At 42.0% G+C, this 22,024-nt stretch carries 13 protein-coding genes and 2 pseudogenes; 6 read left to right on the top strand and 9 right to left on the bottom strand.

All coding sequences use genetic code 11. The features are described from left to right. Positions 1-589 precede the first annotated feature (589 nt). The 3 genes from NSTC731_RS02830 to NSTC731_RS02820 form a co-directional block, all read right to left on the bottom strand. Complete coding sequence (locus NSTC731_RS02830; RefSeq protein WP_445629534.1) at positions 590-2,869, bottom strand: CHASE2 domain-containing protein; 2,280 nt, start codon at positions 2,867-2,869, stop codon at positions 590-592. A 23-nt stretch (positions 2,870-2,892) separates the two neighbouring features. Then, on the bottom strand, positions 2,893-3,630 hold the full coding sequence (locus NSTC731_RS02825) for a DUF928 domain-containing protein (RefSeq protein ID WP_445629533.1): 738 nt from the start codon (positions 3,628-3,630) through the stop codon (positions 2,893-2,895). 452 nt (positions 3,631-4,082) lie between these two features. After that, entirely contained in the window at positions 4,083-9,068 is a 4,986-nt protein-coding gene (locus NSTC731_RS02820; protein ID WP_445629532.1) for a CHAT domain-containing protein, read from the bottom strand. A gap of 566 nt (positions 9,069-9,634) precedes the next feature. Between NSTC731_RS02820 and NSTC731_RS02815 the strand changes: the two genes are divergently transcribed. Then, positions 9,635-9,808, top strand: coding sequence for a hypothetical protein (locus tag NSTC731_RS02815; protein ID WP_445629531.1), 174 nt, complete (start codon positions 9,635-9,637; stop codon positions 9,806-9,808). A 295-nt stretch (positions 9,809-10,103) separates the two neighbouring features. Here the strand turns inward: NSTC731_RS02815 and NSTC731_RS02810 are convergent, their stop codons facing one another. Together NSTC731_RS02810 and NSTC731_RS02805 are read right to left on the bottom strand one after the other, a co-directional pair. After that, complete coding sequence (locus NSTC731_RS02810) at positions 10,104-10,445, bottom strand: anti-sigma factor antagonist (RefSeq protein WP_445629530.1); 342 nt, start codon at positions 10,443-10,445, stop codon at positions 10,104-10,106. A 235-nt stretch (positions 10,446-10,680) separates the two neighbouring features. Further along, positions 10,681-12,903, bottom strand: coding sequence for a sensor histidine kinase (locus tag NSTC731_RS02805; RefSeq protein ID WP_445629529.1), 2,223 nt, complete (start codon positions 12,901-12,903; stop codon positions 10,681-10,683). Positions 12,904-13,565: 662 nt separating this feature from the next. On the opposite strand from NSTC731_RS02805, the gene NSTC731_RS02800 reads away from it, so the two are divergent. The 4 genes and pseudogenes from NSTC731_RS02800 to NSTC731_RS02785 form a co-directional block, all read left to right on the top strand. After that, positions 13,566-14,306, top strand: coding sequence for a DUF3865 domain-containing protein (locus NSTC731_RS02800; RefSeq protein ID WP_445629528.1), 741 nt, complete (start codon positions 13,566-13,568; stop codon positions 14,304-14,306). A gap of 25 nt (positions 14,307-14,331) precedes the next feature. Continuing rightward, entirely contained in the window at positions 14,332-14,949 is a 618-nt protein-coding gene (locus tag NSTC731_RS02795) for an aromatic ring-hydroxylating oxygenase subunit alpha (protein ID WP_445629527.1), read from the top strand. Positions 14,950-15,149: 200 nt separating this feature from the next. Beyond that, positions 15,150-16,220: pseudogene (locus tag NSTC731_RS02790) on the top strand (transposase); the annotation flags it as partial. Positions 16,221-16,280: 60 nt separating this feature from the next. Next, positions 16,281-16,793: pseudogene (locus NSTC731_RS02785) on the top strand (RHO alpha subunit C-terminal catalytic domain-containing protein); the annotation flags it as partial. 379 nt (positions 16,794-17,172) lie between these two features. Here the strand turns inward: NSTC731_RS02785 and NSTC731_RS02780 are convergent. From NSTC731_RS02780 to NSTC731_RS02765, 4 genes are all read right to left on the bottom strand, one after another. Next, positions 17,173-17,811 (bottom strand): histidine phosphatase family protein, encoded by a 639-nt coding sequence (locus tag NSTC731_RS02780; RefSeq protein WP_445629526.1) that lies wholly within the window; start codon positions 17,809-17,811, stop codon positions 17,173-17,175. A 331-nt stretch (positions 17,812-18,142) separates the two neighbouring features. Further along, a complete protein-coding gene (locus NSTC731_RS02775) occupies positions 18,143-19,006 on the bottom strand; it encodes a fructosamine kinase family protein (protein WP_445629525.1) in 864 nt (287 codons plus the stop codon). A 159-nt stretch (positions 19,007-19,165) separates the two neighbouring features. Further along, positions 19,166-20,464 carry a M16 family metallopeptidase gene (locus tag NSTC731_RS02770; protein ID WP_445629524.1) on the bottom strand — a complete coding sequence of 433 codons (1,299 nt, stop codon included), beginning with the start codon at positions 20,462-20,464 and terminating at the stop codon, positions 19,166-19,168. Between the two features lie 359 nt (positions 20,465-20,823). Next, positions 20,824-21,213, bottom strand: a complete 390-nt coding sequence (locus tag NSTC731_RS02765; protein WP_445629523.1) for a DUF3011 domain-containing protein — start codon at positions 21,211-21,213, stop codon at positions 20,824-20,826. 213 nt (positions 21,214-21,426) lie between these two features. On the opposite strand from NSTC731_RS02765, the gene NSTC731_RS02760 reads away from it, so the two are divergent. Beyond that, positions 21,427-21,666 carry a hypothetical protein gene (locus NSTC731_RS02760; RefSeq protein ID WP_445629522.1) on the top strand — a complete coding sequence of 80 codons (240 nt, stop codon included), beginning with the start codon at positions 21,427-21,429 and terminating at the stop codon, positions 21,664-21,666. The last annotated feature ends 358 nt before the right edge of the window (positions 21,667-22,024 follow it).

Here is a 22,024-nt window from a genome sequence, read left to right as displayed (position 1 = left end):
TTTCAGATCCAGAGCAATGTTGGAACTATGCCATTTTGGGATGACGACATTCTTTAATAATTGGATGCTAATAGCCGACTCCTTTCTGTAATATTTCTTTATATATTGTTAAGAATAATTCAATTAAATCAGTTAACATCTCTATCTTTTGTATGATTATATACCTAACAAAAGAGAGATTATTGTATGCATAAATTATTTTTTACGTAGGACAATGGAGTATACTTTAATTTTAGCAGAATCACCAGAGTTGAACCATCAACTCTCATCTGCCAATATTAAACGTGCCAAATTAGAAGAATTTCGTTAAGCAGCGTATAACTATTTAGGTAGAGCGTATGATGCAGCTTTTGAACTGATGGATGCGATATTGCTGACGCGAAACGCTTACAGTTTGGTAGATTTATCGCTATCACTGAATGTCTGCTCCATTAAGAGTAGTGTTAAGTAGGGCGGCAGACAATACTTGTCGGGTGTTGGGGGAAGCAGAAAAGGTAAAAAACCCTCAACCCTTATCCTTTAGCCCTTTCCCAACAATGAACGAGGCTAAAATCCTTTTTCTTGCTGTCTCCTGCCCGATCCTAACTACTTAAATCTTACTAAGAATTACTTTTATCTCAGAACTTTTAGTAGTAAAGTAGATATAAAATACTCCATCTTCTATTGGTTTTTCTAAAACTTTAGCATAAATATCAGCGCTTAATTCTTTTGGAGAATTTGGTGATAAAACTAATTTAATATTACTGAATAAAGAAGGGATGACATCTTTTTCTATATCCTTGGGACGTACCTCGGCTCCCTTAGTAGAAAGTTTAACTAAATTGCCTTGAAAAAAGTTTTTTTCAATGTGCTTTTCATCTAAAATTGTATATTCTATTGGGATTACTTCAGTTAAAGGTAGTAATTTTTCTTCTTCTTGAGTTAAAAAGAGATTGTATTTTCCAATAATTCCCCTAACTTCGTAAATATTTATCGGTAGTTTAATTCCTTTTACTTGTACTTGCTTTTGCCCAGAGATTTTAACAATTGACTCTACTTCTCTAAATGTCGATTCTGAAATAACAATCTGTCCTCCAATTGTATAGGATTCAATACGATAGGTGAGATTCACCTGGCTACCAACTACACCATATTTGGTTCGGATATAAGAACCAATATTTCCAACAACAACTTCGCCGGTGTTGACAGCTATTCCCATTTCTAATGATGGCAGATTCCACTGCTGCATCTTTTCATTTATACTCATCATTGCTAACTGCATAGCGATCGCACAAGCAATAGCCCTTGTAGTATCGTCTTCTTTGGCAGTAGGCGCACCAAACAACACTAAAATACCATCACCTGTAAACTCATCAATGGTTCCTTGATACTGGGTAATGATATCTGCCATTGATGCTAAATAAAAATTGAGAATTTGAACAACCTTTTCCGGGGGTAATTGTTCTGAAATACTGGTAAATCCTCTTAAATCGGAGACGAGTATGGTGATTTTGCGCCGTTCGCCCCCAAGCTGTAAACCTTTTGGGCTTTCTAATAAGGTAGTGACTACTTCTTTGCTTAAGTAACGCCCAAATGTATAACGAATTTCTCCAGCAGTACGGGCGATATAGACTGTAATAGCGATCGCAGATCCCAACAAAGCTAATAATGGTGGTACTACAGGTATCCACCAACTGGCGATAAAGGCTGTATATGTACTAACCAATAGCACACCTGCTGCCAAAATTGGGCTAGTTATTTTCTGGAGGGAGAAAAATTTTATCCCGCCTGCATATCGCCATTGCCAAGTTAGACTTGCACCCACAAAAGACCAGAGAAAAATCCATCCTATTTCTATTGGTTGCGACCAACTCTTAATTAGTGGGCGACCTGCTTTAGCTGCACTGATAATTTGACTAGCCATATTCGCATGAATTTCTACCCCAGGCATAGGTTCTGGGGAAGTCAACAAACCACTACTATAGGGAGTGAAGAATAAATCCTCAAAACTTTCGCTGACGTTACCAATTAAGATAATGCGATCGCGTCCCCATTCTGGTGGTACCTTGTCTTCTAAAATATCTGTCATCGTGACTGTAGAAAAGCGTCTGGCTGGCCCCCTGTAATTAATTAAAATTTGGTAGCCACGGTCATCAGCTCGCACATAGCCACCATCATTAGCGGCAAAAGGAATAAATCTTGTCTTTCCTAACTGCCAATTTTTTGCCTGTCCAGAAGTTTGGGGTGCAATACCTTCGGCATCAAGATAAAGTAAAGCTAAATATAATGCAAAACTGTAAATAGTCTCTCCATTTTTATCTGTTAAGTAGAGCAAACTGCGTCTTACCTTTTTATCTGGATCTAAAACCAAATCATTTGCACCTACTTGCCCTTTATCTTTGAGTGCTGGTGGCGGGTCAATTGGTTCGCGTTGGTTATCTCCTACCACTCTTTGAATCCCGACTAAATTCGGGGTAGATGTAAATACTTTGGTTAATTCTTGATGTCCTGGTTCTACAGGTAAATCGCGGTAGATATCTAAACCAATAGCTCGTGGTTTCCTGGCTTTTAATTTTTGCAACAATTGAGCATACAGACCATCTGGAACGATTGGCTGACGAATTTTTTTCATGTCTGCAAGATTTACTCCCACAATCACAATCCGGTTATCGGGTGCTTCTTGGGGTCGCAGACGCATATATCCATCGAAAGCCTCCAACTCCCAAGGCTGCATTAAACCAGCAAAGCGTAATAAGATGACTACACCAGCCACACTAGGAGTAGTAATCAAAACACCGCGCCATTGCCACAGTAGCTTTTTCCACTTTCTCCAGATCATCTTGTTTGTACCAAAATTAATTTTTCCGGGTAGCAAAGTAGCCGTTTTCACTTTGCCATATAGTTGTACTAAGGTTAGCGATCGCTCGTGCAGCAGTCAAGGAAAGGTTCTTTGGCGATCGCCCCTAGACCGACTGATTGTAAAAGTTCTTCCCATTCAGTTGGCTTCTCGCGGCGCAATTGAGCAACGGTATTCAGTGCTTCCTGCCAAATTTGAGACTCTGCATAAATTTTTGCCTGTTCTAGAAGTCCTGCCCCAGCTAGCTGACTTTTCAGGGATGAACTTACTTCGGTACGCTGGAGTAATCCCTTGACAGATTCATCCTGAGCGCGGTCTTGAAAATCGCAAATCATCGTGAAGTACCATCGATAATACTTGCCAATTTGGAGAGAAACATTTGCTGGTAATTCCAGTTTAATAATGCCAGGAGTACTAGGTAGTTTAAAAGTTGTCAGATAAACCTGATTTCCGGCTTCATCTGTCAAAGCCAATTCTCCAGATTGGGCAGTATTTTGAGGAATGTACCAATATAGTGTTGGATTGGCTGCAACCGTTTTCCCAAAATTCTTTTTTGACGGCATCAAAGGCGTTATCGGTATTTTGCTCCCATCGATACAAGAAGAGCCACGCGTTCCTCCACCCAATGTTTGAGAGGGCGCTCCTCGGTCATCTACAGGTGGGAATTTGAGACTAACTTTCCACTCCAAGTTGGATGCCGATCGCCGTAATGGCAAGCTAGCAAAAGTGACAATGGTGGGAGAAAGTGCGCTAACAAGGATCGCTAAAAACAGAAAAGATTTTGGTAAATTCATGATCCGCGTAAGGACTTCTATTGAACGTAAATCTTTGAAGCAGTAAATCAGTCTTTTCAGAAGTATAGTTGAGTGCTGTTAGCGGATAGCTAAGGTTGAGCCAGTGCTGAGTCAAAACCCAGTTTTTTCAAAACTTTGAGCAATCAATACTGTCTTAATCTGTGTGACTGCGGCTATATCTGAAAAATGCACTCTCTGAGGGACTTCCAATTAAAAAATATTTCGTCGCTGTATAGGCAGAATGACAGGGGGGAAACAGAAAAATAGGATTTCAGTTTAATGGCACGCTTGTTAAGATACAGCCCTTTGCCTCCATAGCTTGACAAGAGGCAGAGCCTCTCGGAACTCGTTAAGAGCCTGGAGGCTGCGAACGAGGATACAATAAGTCTTTGGGCTTTTCTTAGTGCCATTCCGATCCCAGTTAATTGGATAATTTATTTTCTGGAAGTCCCTTACCAAGGATTGCCGACGAGCGTGAAACCGCTCCAATAATAAGGATGAGCAAATTCTTTGTCTCCTATCTGTCTTAACTCCGGCGGTAAAGGAAAACTTTTACTCGGTGTTACCAACCGACCCTTCTCTAGTCGCACCTGACCCTTGAGCATTGCTACTTGTGCTTGCCGCAGAGCCTCGGCTTTGATGGGAGTTTCTTTCAATTTCTCGTAGAAACTTGTCATCAGTCCCATTGTGCTTTCATCGTTGACAGACCATAGACTGCCCATCGCTGATTTCACTCCTGCTAACACCGCCAAGCCTGCAAATCCCAACTCCGCTTCTGGGTTCCCTAATGCTGTACGACAGGCACTCAAAACCAATAGTTCCACTGGCGGCTGACTTAATTTCAACTGCTGCAATTGGCTAATTAGTAATTTGCTATACCAAAACTCAATATAGGATTTATTGATATTACCAGGCTGAAAGTTGGCATGGGTAGAGAAATGGACAATACCAAAAGTTTGTAAAGCGCGGGCTTGTTTGAGCTTTTCCACTGTGAAGTTTTCGTTAAGGAAAGACTTGCCAGGCCACAATTGACTGACGATTAAAGACAATTCTACTGAAGCTGCTGGTAAGGGCTTTTGATCGGGGAAGCGATCGGCTCCCATCGCTAAGACTTGCTGATTTCTTACATTTGCATAGCGAGTGTCAGTAAGTGATAAGCTGGGCATCAGACCAACGCTGTATCTTTCCACAATAAACCCTTGTCCGTCATGCAGGGCGGCGATGGGCAGAGAGCGTAAACCCGCGTCCATCAAAAAGCTAAGATTCGTGATTTTTTGAGCTTGTAAATCTTTTTCCAAAGGCTCAAGCAGCCACTTATAAAGCTTTTGAGCCAAAGCTAAATATGGGGGAGAGCGTTGAATGTTAGTGATAGCTGCTTGGAATTCTTGAGCGTTTTTGAGGACTAGCTCTCGCGTCGCTCCCTTAATCTGCCGTCTGATTGGTGTTCCAGAGGAAGTGACCATCACTAGTTCGAGCTGGTAGTTATCTAGAGCTTGTGTAGTGGGTTGTACTGGCTGTCGGCGCTGCTCCAAACTTTGAGAATTGAACTCCCAGATAGGTTGCGGTTGCTTGGCTGTCTCCTCTGGTTGAGATTTTGAGTCTTCCTCGGTTTTGGGTTGAAATAAGACATAAATCAGGGCAGATTTAATGCCAGTGGCTTGTTCAATTCGGCGCAATATAGCTTGGGCTTCTTTTAAGGTTTTGATGCGGACATTGCTGATGCCCAAATGGTTCTCAAAGGTCTTGGTGAAGGCTTCCTCCAGTTCTGGTAGGTTAATGTCAGTTGCTGGTGTGGAGGCGGCAAAGGTTACTTGTAGTGGCTGGGTAACAGGGAAGGGATTGCTGAGATCGACGGGATTAAAATTAACAAGTGGAGTCTCTGTTGCAGGTGGAGGGGGGATAATAGCAATTTTCCCGCCCACGATCGCACCTGCTGTACCATTTACCGAGGCATTGCCAATCTGAAACGGATTTAAGCTGCCTCCCCCATGCCGGATCGTGATGTCTCCCCCACTGTTACCGCCAAGGCTGGAAATGCTAGCCAGACTGTTGTTGCTGTCGGTGAAGGTGTCTGTGACGCGGAAAAATTGTCTAGCGGTGATATCTATGTCACCACCTCTACCGTTTTTCCCACCTTGGGCGTTAATCTGGGTAGCTTGAATGTCACGGCTGGAGTCAAGAGTGACATTGCCACCGTTGCCGAAACTACTGCTGGAATCAATCGCGCCAGTGGTAATATTGGTGGCAGCTTTGGCGATGATGGCACCACCGTTAACTCCTGAACTGTTCAGATTGCCCGTGGAAATGTCACTGCCGCCCTCTAGAGCGATCGCTCCCCCATTTCCAGTTGTAGAACTAGTATTGAGAGTTCCCGTACTGGTATTGATATTGCCACTGGTACTGGTTATTTTAATATCTCGACCTTGATTTACCACATCGCCAGTGGTAATGTTTTGGTTGGCTTGCAGGTTAAGGGTGGCATTGTCGGCTCCTGTGAGTTGAAATCCACTAGTGTTGATGGAACCTGAGCCAAAGGGCGATCGCAAAGTAACCGGGTCATTGAAAGTCACATCACCTGCCAAGGTAATAGTACCGCTGCTGTTATCTCGCCCGATCGATATTTGAGAAAAGCCATTTTGCCAGGTGTTTAATTTACTGGCATTTAGATTTAAACGGGCATCGTTAATGTTGCCACCCAAGGTAATGCCTAAGCTCGGAGTCCGAGGCTGCAACTGAAGGATACCAGTACCTTTGATTTGGGTGGAGCCAAGGAAGTTCATTTCATCAGCAGTGAGGGCGATCGTACCACTGCCTGTTCCAGTGGGGTTAATGGAACTGTTTTTAATGCTAATTCCTTCTGTAGTGTTACCACTACTAGCGCCATCTAAGCTTATATTTCCTATTGCCGTCGATTCCACCTCTGCGCCGTCTTCCAGTGAAATGCCGAAGTTCCGATTTCCCTCTCCATTACCGCCAGTACCCATAAGGTTGATATTTCCATTGGCTGAACTGACTCTGGAATTGCGACCGATATATATCCCCTCACTAATATCAGTCCCGACTCCGGCAATCCCCTCTAGATTAATTGTCCCCGTTTTAGTCGCGCTGATGATGCTACTGTTTACTTCAATGCCGTCGTTGTCCCTACCTCCTCTAGCGTTACTAGTACCTTGGAGTGTAATCTTCCCAGTGCCAGTGGAACTCACCAGGCTATTGTTAAGCTGAATCCCGTTGTTGTTGTTTCCATTTCCGTAGCCTATGCCAGTTAAGCTGATATCTCCATTTTCAGCTATGATGCTGCTATTATTCAGCCAAACGCCTTTCTGCTCGCTCGCATCAGCGTTGTTTCCCTGACCTTTAATCGAAATATTGCCAGTACCAGAGTTGAGAGTAGCTCCATTAAGGCTGACTCCAATGGGATTTGCTGCTGTTCCTTGTGCCGGTTCGTTTAAGGGGTTACTACTACCGCCCAGAATTATATTACCTCCATTAGAATCGATCGCAGCACCGCTTTTGAGGGCGATCGCTCCTGCTTCGATCCCGTCTCGATTTGCATTGAGGGTGACATCCAACTTCCCCACACCACTGGTTGTTAGCTTGGCATTTGAGTTGAGAAAAATACTGTTATTAGCTTCTAGCGTTAGATTTGCATTGTTAGTACCCGTTGTACCGATGTTGGCATTGATGTTGATATTGCGATCGGCAGCTAATTTCAAGTCAGAACCGCTACTCCATGAGATCGGATTGCTGACTGTAATATCTCCTTTACCTGCCAAACCCGATGTTGTCGAAACGGTAACATTACTCAAAGCTAGTTGATTTTCTAGCGTAGTCGAGTTGAGATTAGAAGAGGTTGTGGTGGTGTCAGCAAATATACCCTTACCTAAGGTCATACTGTCGGTATCCATCGCGCTGCTGATGGTGATATCAGTCGGATCTAGCAGGAGCGTGCCGACTTCCCCCGCAGGCGAGAGCAAATCAACTAAGCCTTGAAATAAGAGCAATCCTTTGCTAGATACTTCGACTAATCCGCCATTCCCAGTATTAAGCCCCCCGATGGCGTCGATCTTACCAAAGAACTGAGTGTTATTATCCGACCAAACGATCGCCCGACCGCCATCACCGTTTCGCAGGGCGTTAGCATTAATTACCGAATCACTGCTAACAAACGTCTGTGAGGCATTGGGCAAAGTACCTTGACCTTTGTAGTCTCCCCCAATCCGAACGATGCCGCCACCAGATGTGCCAGAGGCATTAATGTTAGCACCAATCAATCCGACGCGATCGCCCAAGACGTTTACTGTACCACCTGTCTGCATAACTTTTGTATTGGAAACATCTAGGGTTCCAGAAGCGATCGTAGTTCCTGCGGCAGTTGGGATAGTTGTACCAGCTCGTGTTAACTGCACTGTGCCAGCATCTAAAGAAGCGATCGCACCAAGATTTAGTCCCTTAGCTCCTTGGGTTAACAGCGTTGGCAAATCCAGAGGGTTAATTGCTAGGTGTTGGCCTGTTGTATTTCTTGGCAGTTCTAGCTCTAAACTCAGCAGGTTTCCTGCTTGAGAGATCCGAATCAGGTTTGTCCCCGGCACTGCTGCAAGAGTGATATTGCCGCCGGGTGCGCTCAATGTCGCGGTATTAATAATATTCCCACCGATTAAAGCCAGATTGTGTTTTTCTAAAACTGACAAACTACCAGCATTGATAATAGTCCCAGGATTGGCGAAATCAAAGGCAAACCCAGAGGGATTACCATTTAAACTTGAGTAATCATTTTTACCAACTGCATTAAACCAAAAGCGATTGTCAAAACCAATTGCTGTAGCAGTCGTTACCGTAAAATCAGCCGGAAGGTTAATTTGGGCATTCGGCCCAAAGATGACTCCTGCTGGATTCATAATGAATAAGTTGGAATTTCCTCCAGTTACCTGAATCAATCCATTGATGGTTGAAGGATCTCCACCGATAACTCGTGTGAGAATATTGTGAATATCGGGATTCGAGAGAAAATTGGCAATCTGCTGTTGATTGAGTCCAAATTTCTCCAAGCTGTGAAATAGGTTCGCCCGATCGCCAGAAAGCTTACCCCCTTGGATATCGATGCGATTACCCTCTTGAGTTACAACTGTCCCTGTCCCATCATTAGCTGGAACAATGGATTGTCCAAATACGGGTTTAGCAGCAATGCTCCCTAACCAGAAGCATAGGGTAAGCACGATTGGCAATGCAGCATTCTGACTTCTAAACACCAGTGGCTTTTGCTGACAAAGACGCTGTAAGTAGCTTGCTTCCCCAAAGGGGTACAAATGCGCAATTACCGACGCTCGTTCGCTCTTAGCGTCTCCCCTTGGGAGATGACTCGCTAACGCTGCGCTAACGCTAACGTACTGCCTTACCAACGGACTATTTCCTTTTGACTTTTGATTTTTTCTGTTCACTGCCAATTCCCCAAGCTTAAAGTTGATAATTCACTTGGAATCAAAGCCATCATCTATGAGCATTATTGCTATGTGCGATCGCCATAATTCTAGTGGTGGGCTACACAAACTTTTCCTCGTAGCCAGCAGAGGGGAAAGAACACTTGCGAACTATCTTCTTTTTGTCCAAAGTCCAAACAGTAGATATCTTTAAAATAGTATCATTCTCATATATAAGAACATTAGATAATATTTTTACACAAAACTATGAGCGACATACTGAATTATATTGAAGACAATCCTAAAAAACAAAGTTTTTGATTAGTTTCGAGTATGAACAATTACAACAATTAATTTTAAATACCCAATGATTGTATCATGGAAAACAAACTTTATTAGAATTTAAAAAAGTGAAAATTATTGTTATCCGAGGAGGTCGTAAACCAAAACTATCTATTAAAGAACAAATTATTTTAAAAGGCTCGACCTTAACTTCTCACGAATACATACTGCGTTGTCTTGTAGTCTAAAAATTTACTTTATCAAGTGTCTCTTAATTAACGTAACCAATAATTAGCGATCGGCAGATGGTGTCATTAGCTTCATCCACTGTTGCATTTCATACCTTAAAACCAAGTATGTCCTTTGGGAATTTAGCACGCGATGTGAAACAACAAATCGCTACGAATATCCAGCGCAACGATCTATTTAGTATGATGCTAGCGTCTGGACTGGCAGTGGCAACAAAGGGAATGCTCTGAAATCAAGTACTGGCAAGTGTTGGAGTCACTAAGCTTGGTTTAGTTAACATTTTCCAGCGCTACGGGGTATTTCAACTCGAAGAAATTAATGCTGTAGCTTCAGCATCAGTGTTTCCAGGTGTTTTTGTGGTTGAGGCATTAAGGTTTCAGAAAAATATGTTTTTGAATTTTATATTTTCTGAGCCTTCACTCAGTCAGGAAACGATCGCGGCACTTGCAGGCGATGCTATTGTCTACCTAGTTGATGCTTGTGCAGATTAGAGTTTCTGCCAGCGTAAATTTTTTTTGGTAGTAACTAGTTGAGTTTCTGTAAGGATTCAGTATCATATTCATCAACTACAAGCAAGCTTTGGTCAAGTCCAGTTTTTTTGAGTGTTTCCAAGACCATTTCTTGCGGAGCAACTATGTAAATATTTGCATTAGCATCTATTGTTTGTTTAGCAAAAATGAGTACTCGTAGACCCGCACTGGCCATATATTCTAAGTCTTGCATCAACAACACGAGGTGTTTTGGATGCTCAACTGCTGCTTTCTCTACCTCTGTCTTGAAAATCGGTGCAGTCATTGCATCTAATTCTCCAGACAAAGTGATTTTAGCAACATCATTGCTGATTTCTAGTGTGACACTCAAAGACATAACTTTTTCCTCTATGCTTATTTATTTGAACCTATTCGTAAGATTTTAAGGTCAAAGACAATTTATCAACAAGCAATGAAATTTAAAATATTGCTGAAAATTGGCGTTGGAAACATAATTTTTGAGCAGGTGATGCCTACTTTGGGCTATACCTACGCGTCAGGGACTTCCAACTCAAAAAAGATCCCATCGCTGTGTAGGCAGAGGGGCAGGGAGCAGGGAGATATATAACAGTCTATACTTTGACGACGCTTTCAGGAGCTTGTTGCCGGATAGGCACTTGAATTATGAAATTAGTGCCTTGCCCAAGGCTAGAAAAACATAGCAATTTCCCACCATGCTTTTTCGTAATGATTTGGTAGCTGATTGCCATACCCATACCTGTTCCTTTGCCTACAGGTTTGGTAGTAAAAAATGGATCGAAGATTCGGTTTTGAACCGATTCTGGCATTCCTTGTGCATTATCAGCGATCGCAATTTCTATTGATTGTGAATCAACTACTGAAGTGCGGATAGTAATTTGACTAGGATTTTCCTCTATCTGTTGAGAGGTGCGCTTGATGTCTGCTTCATCTAGGGCATCGATTGCATTTACCAAAATATTCATCAATACTTGGTTGAGTTGACCAGGATAGCATTCCACTTGCGGCAAGTTGCCATAATCTTTAATAACTTCAATTGCTGGATGGTCTGGTTTATCTTTAAGGCGGTGTTGCAGAATCAAGAGCGTACTTTCGATGCCTTCATGAATATCAACTGTCTTAAATTCCGCTTCATCCATACGCGAAAAATTCCGCAGCGATAGCACAATGTTACGAATTCTTTCAGTCCCCATTTTCATTGAAGGCAGTATCTTTTGTAAATCTTCAATGAGAAATTCTAGATCTATTTTCTCTGCTAATGCTTGAATTTCTGGGTCATGACTAGAATGGCGTTCTTGGTAGAGATAAATCATCTGTAACAAGTTTTCAGTATATTCATCTAAGTAAGTAAGATTACCGTGAATAAAGTTGACTGGGTTATTGATTTCATGGGCAATACCTGCTACCAGTTGACCCAGACTAGACATTTTTTCACTTTGAACTACTTGTGCTTGGGTACGTTGCAATTCATTCAAGGCTGTTTTCAGTTCAACAGTCCGTTGTTCGACTCGCGCTTCTAGTTCTGCATTACTATTTTCTAAAGCCACAAAGGATTCGCGCAATTGTCCTGCCATGTGATTAAAAGAGTGAGCAAGAGTGTTGAGTTCATCGATATTCCCCTCTTCGAGTGTCTGTTGTAAATCACCAAATGCTATTGCCTGGGTAGTCTGATTCAAGCGCAAGATAGGATGGGCAATCCAGCGTGAGGTAAATACGCCAATCGTTGTTGCTACTATCAGCGCCCCAAAACACAGCAGGATACTAATTTGGGTGTTGGCATGGATTTGCGCCATGTAAGTTTTTTCCGGAATACCAACTACCACTAACCAGTCCAAACCATGTTGGTCTCGCCAAGGTACAATATGCACGTAGAAATTTTCTCCTTGAACATTAACTTTCAGTTTTTGGGTATTGGTAATCGACTGGAAATTTGGAATGCGCTGCTGAAGCTGCTTGGCAATGTTTTGTACCGCCGGATTGGGGCTGTCGATCGCTTTCAGGCGTTTAATTTCGTTATTGACTACAGTAAAAGGCTTTTCTTGAGCAGAATTGGCAACCAACATACCATCACGCTCCATAATAAAAACTTGTCCAAAGTGGCTGACATTTAATTTTTGTAAAAATTCACTGAGTTTCAACAGGTGAATTTCAGCCCCCACAACACCAATCAGTTTTTTGCTGGCATCATAAATCGGACGACCTGCCGATGCCACAATATAGGGGGGATAAGCAGGATCGTAATAAGTATAAATGCGAACCCAAATAGGTTTTCCGGCTTTCACAGGTTCAGTATAGGCAAGTTCATTGACGGTATCCCAAGTACTGGTCGTCATCACTTTGGTTGGGTTGCCATCATTATCTGTTAAGTAAGTTTTCGTATTTTTCGGCAGACTTGGAGTTTTGATTGCATTATCATCAATGGTCACCGTTTTGCCATCGTAACGACCGGCTCCAGTCCCTTCTCCAGTTGCTAGGTTTAAGCTGATAAAGGTTAAGTCATAGGCTTGCATTTCGTGCCAGAAATACTTGCCAACCTTGAGGCGATCGCGCACATTCAGCAATCCCATACTAATTGCATCCGCATTTAACTGGATAACTTTATGGGGAATCGACAGGTAAGCATCCAAATGTTGATTTACTTCACCACTGGTTCGCTCCATCAACTGATCCGCCAGATTGTTCACCGCTTTCTCGCCATTTTTAAACGACAAATACCCAACCAGTCCCACGATGGCAAAAACTTGCAATACGAAAGGAACGATCAGAACAAGGTGTAATGAAAATGCACGGACTTTGCTAGATGAATGTATCTTCATGAGTGGTAAATCTTGGTTCGCTCAGGTCTTGGCTTAACCTAGATTACCCATCACAAACTTCATACTATCAAATACAAGAAAAATCACTTAGTTGATTTTATACTTTTTTCAGCTAATTTGTGCTTCATCTTCCCGAAGTTTATCCTCAATCAAGCTCGTTCCTTGCTTCTGCGAACAAGATAAATACCTGTGTGTGCCGCTATTTGGGATATTTAATGTGATTTACTAAGTATTAATATTTAGTAATTAAATTTACTTAACTAATGCCAATTGAAAAATGTTTCTTTGTTGAAACATTACTTTAATAATCTTAATGAAATATAAATATTTATAATGATTTAATATCTAAAGAAATAAAATTCAAGCTTCTTGGATTCCAAAAACCAAATTTGGCAATCAAGAATGCCAAAAACTTCATAAATTAACTGTTTGCAAGTTCAGGCCTGATATCGGTATTCAGCAATCTTTGGTAATCAACCAAGCTAACTGAGTATCAAATTTGCCTTGCCTGTATTCAGAAATACTTGGTAATCAGCCCAGTGAAATGCGTATTAATTTTACGTATCAATTTTGCTTGGTTTTGATATTGCCGCTAGTATCACCTTTTCGATATTCACAGCAACTTTTGAGACAAATCGACCGACACTACTTCAACTCTTGAAATGACTAAAATTGTGAACACATTCGATCGCCTAACTCAGCAGCTAAATCAACTGCTCGCTCAGGATTACCTGGCATTTAGTATTACAAAAAATCCGGTTGCACAAATGCTGAACAAAGCAAGCTTTGCTCAGATTGCTTATATCATGCAGCAATATTCGATTTTTCCAAAGGAGTTGGTGGGTTTCACAGAATTAGCAAGACAGAAAGCGCTGGTAGCAAAATGGGACATTGTAGCCCAAGAACTCAAAGAAAACATTGCTGAAGAGATGGGCAAAAGTACACAAGGAATTTCTCATTACACGCTTTTAGCTGAAGGGTTAGAACAAGGACTGAGTGTTCCTGTGAAGAACGCAACGCCATTGATCGCTACATCCAAATTGTTAAGAACTATGCAATCGATATTTGAGCAACAAATACCCTATGTGCTGGGGGCAACCTATGCGATCGAGGCAACCTCAATTCCAGAATTAACTCTAATCGTGCAACTTGTAAATTGGTTGCTGGAAGGAGCAATGCCCAAAGATTTGGAATATTTCTTTAGCAAGCATTTAGATGAGTGGGAAATTGAACATGAAGCGGGTTTGAGAACATCTCTGGCAGCGTACATACAACCCGAACAATTTGGAGAGTTTGCAGCAGGATTTCGGGCAACGATCGATGCGATGGAAGCTTGGTGGCAGGAATTAGCACAAGAGGCAATCTCATCTGGGGTTGTTCTGACTACAGCGATCGCTCAATAGCACTGATTAAATAGAATTTAACAATATGATCTCGATCCATCCTTCATTTCTCGATCGCACTTCTAGTACCAATCAACCAAAATTTGGACTACCCGGTGATTACTACTTTAGCGAGCGAATTTTTGCTTACGAGCAGCAAACTATCTGGCGTAACACCTGGCAATTTGTAGGACGTGAATCCGATCTACCTAATCCTGGGGATTATTTAACTTGCCAAGTTGGCGATCAGCCCATGTTCGTGATTCGCGATCGTAATGGTGAATTGCAAGCAATGCACAATGTTTGTCCGCATCGCGGAGCGCAGATGTTACAAGGGCAGGGTCATTGTCAACGAGTGCGTTGTCCGTATCATGGTTGGAACTTCAATTATGAAGGTAATCTTAAAGGTTTACCTCGCGCTGAGTGTTTTCCCAATTTAGATAAGTCGGCTGTCTATCTAGCGAAGGGACGAGTAGAGACATGGGGCGGCTTTATCTTTGTTTGCTCAGCAGCAGAAGGCGAATCGTTAGTCAGTTATTTAGCCGGATTCTCAACCTATTTAGAGCAATATCAGCACTCCTGGCAGGAACTTCAGCAGGTCGATCGTTGGTTTTACTCACATCTTGCATCAACCGTAGTCACCCGTACAGTTCAAATAACCTAGTGCAAAACTATACAACAAGTAAATATCATCAATCAGGGAGATTAAGTGCTAAATATAACTTAAATAGTGCAATTAATACAGAGAGAAATAGATGCTGGAATGCAGAGACTTTTTGACCTGAGATAGAGAGATGATTGCATCTGAATCTCGAAATATGAGAGAAAAGGCGTGAAATATCGAAATGTTTTAAAGCAAGAAAAATGCTTGCCCACGCCCAAGAATTAGTTTACAACCTCAAAAAGTTGATGCCGACGCAGTACCAAAAAGATAACCTAGAAGCTATGCTGGGGTTATTCTTAGAGGCACAAGGACACCCATTACCTGAACATAGTCAGGCAAAATCCCCCAGCGCAATCAGCCGATTTTTAAATATCAATCCTTGGTCAACAAGGGAAATGATTCGCATAGTTCGCCACCAAGTATTACAAACAGTGGTCAAGTCATTATCGTCATCTGGCAGAGGGCGCAGACCATTTTTACAAGTAATCATTGACCTGACGACTTTAGAAAAACGTGGCAAATTTAAAGATTTTAGTGAGTTAATCAAAGTCTATAACGGTAAGCGTGGTCTCCATTTGGTAGTAGTTTATTTGGTAATCGGAAAATGGCGTATTCCCTGGAATTTCCGTGTTTGGAGAGGTAAGGGTACTCCATCACCAGCTAAACTTGGACTATCTCTAGTGAAACGTTTACCTCAATCTTTAACTCAACACTTTGAAACAATTATTTTAGCGGATACAGCTTTTGGTAGTGTCGAATTCTTGCAGGGTATACGTCAGCTTAAATATCATGCTGTTACAGGTGTAGCGATTAGCCGTAAATTGACCGATGGTAGAGTTTTACGACATTTGCACAAACAGGGTCAACAGGTTCGTTTAGTAGGTTTAAAGTTTCCTGTTACAGTATCTTGGTATTACTTAAAGCGGGATAATGGCAAGTTAGAAAAGCGTTTTGTTCTGTCTACCCGCCCAATTAAAGCTTCTACTCTACGGTGGTGGGGTAAGCGTCGTTGGCAGATTGAAGGTTGGTTTAAAACTGCCAAACATCGCTTTGGTTTACATCGTTTTGGTCAAGGTACTCTTAAGGGTATGTATCGCTGGCTGATTCTTTCTCTGACTGCTTATCTCATCGCTCATTGGAGTTATCTGCATACTCAGCCAGCTTCTTCACCTGATTGGGGACAAGCTGCACAAACTGCTTTAGAATCTATTTTTCCTCAAATAGTTGTGTATTTTCTTTTACTTAATATTAAACGGCTAACTCCTCTTACACGTAGTTGTGGTTTTGACATTCATATTTCTCGGTGCAAGATGTGAGTTTATGAAGAGCCAGCCAATTGGAAATTTCCGATTGAAAATTATCTAGAGTGTTATCACTTGTCAGTTGTTCATGCCCAAAGTTTAAAGTGTTTCGATCCGAAGAATATTATTTACACTCCAACTGGGCGACACTATCAGATATTTGTTCCTTTTACAGATGATGAATTTGTCAAAGATCACCCTGCTTTTGCAGGAGAACCAAGGGGACAATCGTATCAGGGTTTCATCTTTCCTAATATGATGGTGAATACTGCAAGAGACAAAGTTTCAGTTTTTCGGCTGACTCCTTTATCTCCCATAAGAACTAAGTTTGAGGTTTTTATTTATCAAACCAAAGCCCAAATTGAAGCATTTCCTTATAAGCAGGATGAATTTCGACCTGAATTTGAGCGGGTGTTAAATGAAGACTTTGGGGCGGTGCGATCGCTACAAGCAAGCGTTCATTCCAAAGCATATGGTGTACTTCAGTTTGCAGATATTGAATATGGAATTTCTCACTTCCATCAAGTTTTGTCGAAGTACTAATTGCACTATTACGCAACTTTTTTATTACGAACGCCCGCAAACAGAGTTTCCGAACTATTCCTCAAGCACAACGTGCCCTCTTGAACCAACTGCACAAAGTTTTTTCTTTTTGTTGTATGAAACCACTCTGCCATTTCCTCGTGAGCCTTAGGGGGCTAGGGGGGTTAGGTTTTTGAGGCTTTGATGTGATGAAAAATACTTGTTCATTCATCCTCTGAGGGCTTTGTCAACCCACGCGGGCGGTTACGCCATCGCTTTTAAGGCGGGCGAAGCAGTGCCTTGCAGTTAAAAAATAATTGTAGGGGTGCAAGGCCTTGTGCCCCTACAAATCTAGAAATAATTTAGGATAATTTATTTTTTGCAAGTCCCTAAGAGACTATTATGTTCCCGGACGAGAGCGAATACGATCGGGTATATGATGGCGATCGCCTAATATTTCTAATAAGGGGCCATTAACATCAAATTTAACCATACTTACCGAGGCGACCAAAATATTCACCCGATAGCGATAGCGTCCCAAATCAATTCCTAGTAAACTGCAAAGCATAATCCGAATCGTGGCTTTATGGGAAACTACTAAAACATTACCTTGGGGATGTTTTTCTTGAATTTCAGCAATTACAGGCATAGAACGGTTAGCAATATCTACCGCAGTTTCTCCACCTAGTGGTGCATTCCAAGCTGGTTCTGTCACCCATTTTAGATAGTTCTCTGCGTAATTCTCTTGGGCAAACGATTTACTCTTAGTTTCCCATTCGCCGTAACTACCTTCTCTAAGTCCGTCACGCAACTGCATATCCATACCGATAGCATCACAAAATGGCTTGGCAGTTGCAATTGTACGTTTCATTGGGCTAACATAAACCCCTTCCCACTTCAATTGTTGATAAACATCGGCAAAAGCGGATGCCATCTCCATCCCCTCTGTTGTCAACTCCGCATCAGTTTCACCGCAGAAATTACCACTTTGACTAAAGGTAGTTTCTCCATGTCGCAGTAAATATAAATTGAGTGTCATAACTTGTATCGCGATTGAGATAAAGGAGTTTGTGCAAAGATAAACTACCATCATCTCGCAATCGAGTCTGTGACACCAGGACAAATTCAGAAGGCAGAAGGCAGGATAGCGCCGGCGGCAAGCGAGTCCGCGTACCCAATACTGCTCGCTTTGTGCATTTTTAAATCGGAATTGGGTTTGGGGAAAAGGTTAAAGGGTAAAGGTTAAAAGTTTTTTCTTTCCCTTTTCCCCCGCCCCTTATCCCCTTCTTGGGGCCCCACCTTCCCCTTTTCTCCAAAACCCGACAAGTATTGGTCTGCGTACCCTTACACGTTTATTTAATCCCCATCCTTTATCGTAAAATCTGGTCAATGATCCTATTGGCTTGGGAATCGTAACTACCCCCAAATAAATTGAAGTGATTCAAAATGTGATATAGGTTATAGAGTGTTTTTCTTTGCTCATAGCCTGCATCTAACGGAAACACCTCGTTGTAACCCTTATAAAACGCTGCGGGGAAACCACCAAATAATTCGGTCATGGCGATATCAACTTCTCTATCCGCAAAATAAGTTGCTGGATCGAATATCACTGGTTCCCCTGATGCAGTACACCCTGCATTTCCGCCCCATAAATCGCCATGTACTAAAGAAGGTTGCACCTGACGATCCGCCAATAGTTCCGGGATAGCTGCTAGTAACTTGTCTTGTTGGGGAAAATTACCTCCACGTCGCCTTGCCAACTGAAATTGATAACCCAAGCGATGTTTAATATAAAATTCCGTCCAGTCTGCTGTCCAAGTATTAATTTGGGGTGTGGAACCAATGGTATTGTTAATTTTCCAACCAAAAACTTGACTACTGCTAGCTTTATGCATCGCTGCTAACTTGCGCCCCATTTCCTGCCATGAATTGCTGTTACCGCTACCAAGTTCCAACCATTCCAGGATGATGTAGCTAGAATTATCAGCAGTACCCCAGCAAATTGGTTTGGGAACGCGAATACTAGCTGTTGCTAGCATTTGCTCTAAACCTAACGCCTCAGCTTCAAACATCGCAATTTGGGATGCAAGGTTTTGTTTGACGAAGTAAGTTATCTCACCATTAGAGACAGCATAACCTTGGTTGATGCACCCGCCACCAACCGATCGCCTTTGCTGACTTTGAAATTTTTCGCCAGTCACCTGGCTAATATGGGTGTCGATTTGAGTCCACATGATTAAATTGGGGAGTGGGGAATGGGGAGCAGAGGAGCAGCACTTCTCTGCGAGACGCTCCGCGAACGGCTACGCTCAGTGACCGAGGGGCAGGGGGGCAGGGGGCAGGGGGCAGGGAGAGAATAACTAATGACAAATGACAGATGACCAATGACAAATTTACGGCTTGACAAAAACTACACCATAAGCATATGGAGATAGATACTCTTTGGCTGCTTGCATCAAGTCTGTTGCATCTTGGCTCTGAACGATCGCTGGGTAGTTAAAGGCGGGTTCCAAATCTCCCACCAAAGATTGATAATAACCATACAACCCAGAGCGATCGCTTGGTGTTTCGTTGCCAAATATAAATCTGTTAGCTACTCGCTGCCGTATACGAACAATTTCTGATTCTGTTATTAATTCTGTCTGTAGTTTGCCAATGTGTTGAGCGATCGCATTCTCTACAACTGCTAAATTTTCTACTGCGCATTTAGCGGAAATATAAAATACCCCTTGTAGCTCGTTGCTCATGTTGCTCACAGAAATTGAAGTAACCAATCCCCGTTCCTCCCGTAAATCCCTCACCAGTCTTGATGTCCGTCCGTGTCCCAAAATTCCGGCTAAAACATCCAATCCATAGGTGCGATCTAACTGCGTCATTCCTGGAACTCGCCAAACCATTACTAGCCTTGCTTGTTGGAGACTTTCATCGATAAATTCTCGACGAACAATTTCTGTAAATGGTGATTCAGGATTTAGTGAGGAGTGGGCAGACACGTCATTCATCGCGTCTGTATTGGGAAGTGGAGAGTTGCGAGTAACTTTTGTAAATCCTTCAGCGACAGTTGCAATTAATTCTTCCACGGGCAAATTGCCCACAGCCACAGCCGTAATTGACTGGGGTTGATACCAATTAGCATGAAAATCTCGCATCTGCTGGGGTTTAAGTCCGGCAATCACCGATTCTGGCCCCAATACCGCACGGCGATAGGGTAGATAATCAAAGGCTGTCTCCATCGCCCGGCGATATGTACGCCGTTGGGGATTATCTTCTGAACGCCTAATTTCTTCTAAAACTACCAATCGCTCGCGTTCAAAGGCATCATCAGGAATACTCGCATTCGATACTACATCTATTTGTAGTGGCGCAAGCTCGGCAAAATCTTTGGGGGCAGTAGTTATATAGTAATGAGTATAGTCTTGGCTAGTAGCGGCATTAGTGACAGCACCCCGTTCTTCAATTCGACGTTCAAACTCGCCGCTAGCCAGTCGTTCTGTTCCTTTAAAAATCATGTGTTCTAAAAAGTGAGCCATGCCGTTAATAGCATCAGGTTCGACAGCAGAGCCAACTTTTATCCATAAGTTGAGATTTACGGCTTCAACTGGCATTTGCTCGGCAATGATTGTCAAACCATTGGGCAACTGGTGCAGCGTCGGAGCATTGAGACTAGTAAATTTCCGCAGGGTTGAGGTCATTGCTACTTGTGTGTGAGGAGCATATTACTCTCTTATCTTATCTGCGACTATAAAATAAACACTGCGATCGCTTCTCTACAAAAAAAGAAGCGATCGCATTAGCAAGATACGCAAAGAAGACTTGACAGCTTGTGTACTTCATTAACTTGAAATTAGCTGTATATACCCGAAACATCTATCCAAAGTTTTAAAACGCTGAATAAATGCCAACTAGACACGCTATCGAAAGCAATGTTTGATTCACATACATAGAAATCAATACCCTCTTAGAGTTAATCGGGGCTTTACTTATAAAAGTTAGCAGAAGTAAGTTTCTTAATTTCTGCTTAACTATTTATATTGATGCAATACCCAGTCTCCTATCTGTCATATCTGTCATATCGATCGTTTCGATCGTATCTGTCATATCTGTCGTTTCGATCGTATCTGTCATATCGATCGTTTCGATCGTATCTGTCATATCTGTCGTTTCTGCGATCGCCTACTGAAAACTCAGCTCGGCAACCATTTTTCACCCAAATACGATTTCTCCGATAGCCCCAATTTCCTCTACAACTGGTGTTAGACAATTGCCTAACAAGCCTGACTCTGCCTCTTGTATCTACCGAACAAGTATTTCTTCGATTATTTTGGCTTGCACAAGTTATTATCTCTTGAGCTGAAGCTGGGGTAGCAATACTCAAAAGTGTACCGATACCAAGACTAGCAACCAGAAAGGTTGCAGCAATTGTGGGAAGGCGCATAATCATAATAAAATGCTAGATTTCTTCCAAATCTTAGAAACAAAAACTATACTAATTCTAGCAAATTGCATTCAGAGCTAATGAATAAATCAGATTAAATGCAAAAAATATTAGCACTCTGAAGTTCATCAAAGATAACGGGTTTTATCAAGCACCTAAGCATTGCAAGGAGTGTAACTATTCTTATGCTACAATATCTATTTCAATCGTTATACAAAAATGGATACTATTAATTTTTATAAAGCTTTAAGAGGTGAAAAACTATCTAGTTTAATTGGAGATATTACATTTACAACCCATTATGTTGGGGAATTAATTTTAACTTCAGGAAGATTAGTAGCTTGCGATCTACTTGCTTTTCCTGATAGTGAAGCTTTTCAAAAGTCTTTACCAATTGCTAAATATTCTGTTTTCTTAATTGTTGCTCTGTTAACTTTGTCACTGAGTTTTGAATATTAAAATAACGTGAGTTCGACGAGTGCTATTTTGACCTCTCCCCCAGTCCCTTTCCTACCAGGAGCTACGGTGTACACACAAGTGTTGGTGCAGTGTATCTATCCCGCCTCGGAATAAATTCCGAGTCTCATAAGCAAAGTCCTCTAAAAGAGGACTAAACTAAATTTCTTGTTTAGTCCTCTAAAAGAGGACTTTCGCTATCAGCCCGGAACTTTAGTTCTGGGCGGGATATTTGCTCAGTGTGGTACTTTCACTTGAACAGAAATATTGGGTGGGTAGGATTTTTAGAGATGTGTGTACACCGTAGCCTACCAGGAGAGGGGAGCAAAAAGCTTCTAATCTTGTTACTCCTCCCTTTCCT

This window comes from Nostoc sp. DSM 114167 (assembly GCF_052692655.1).
This window is presented reverse-complemented; position numbering and strand designations above follow the sequence as displayed.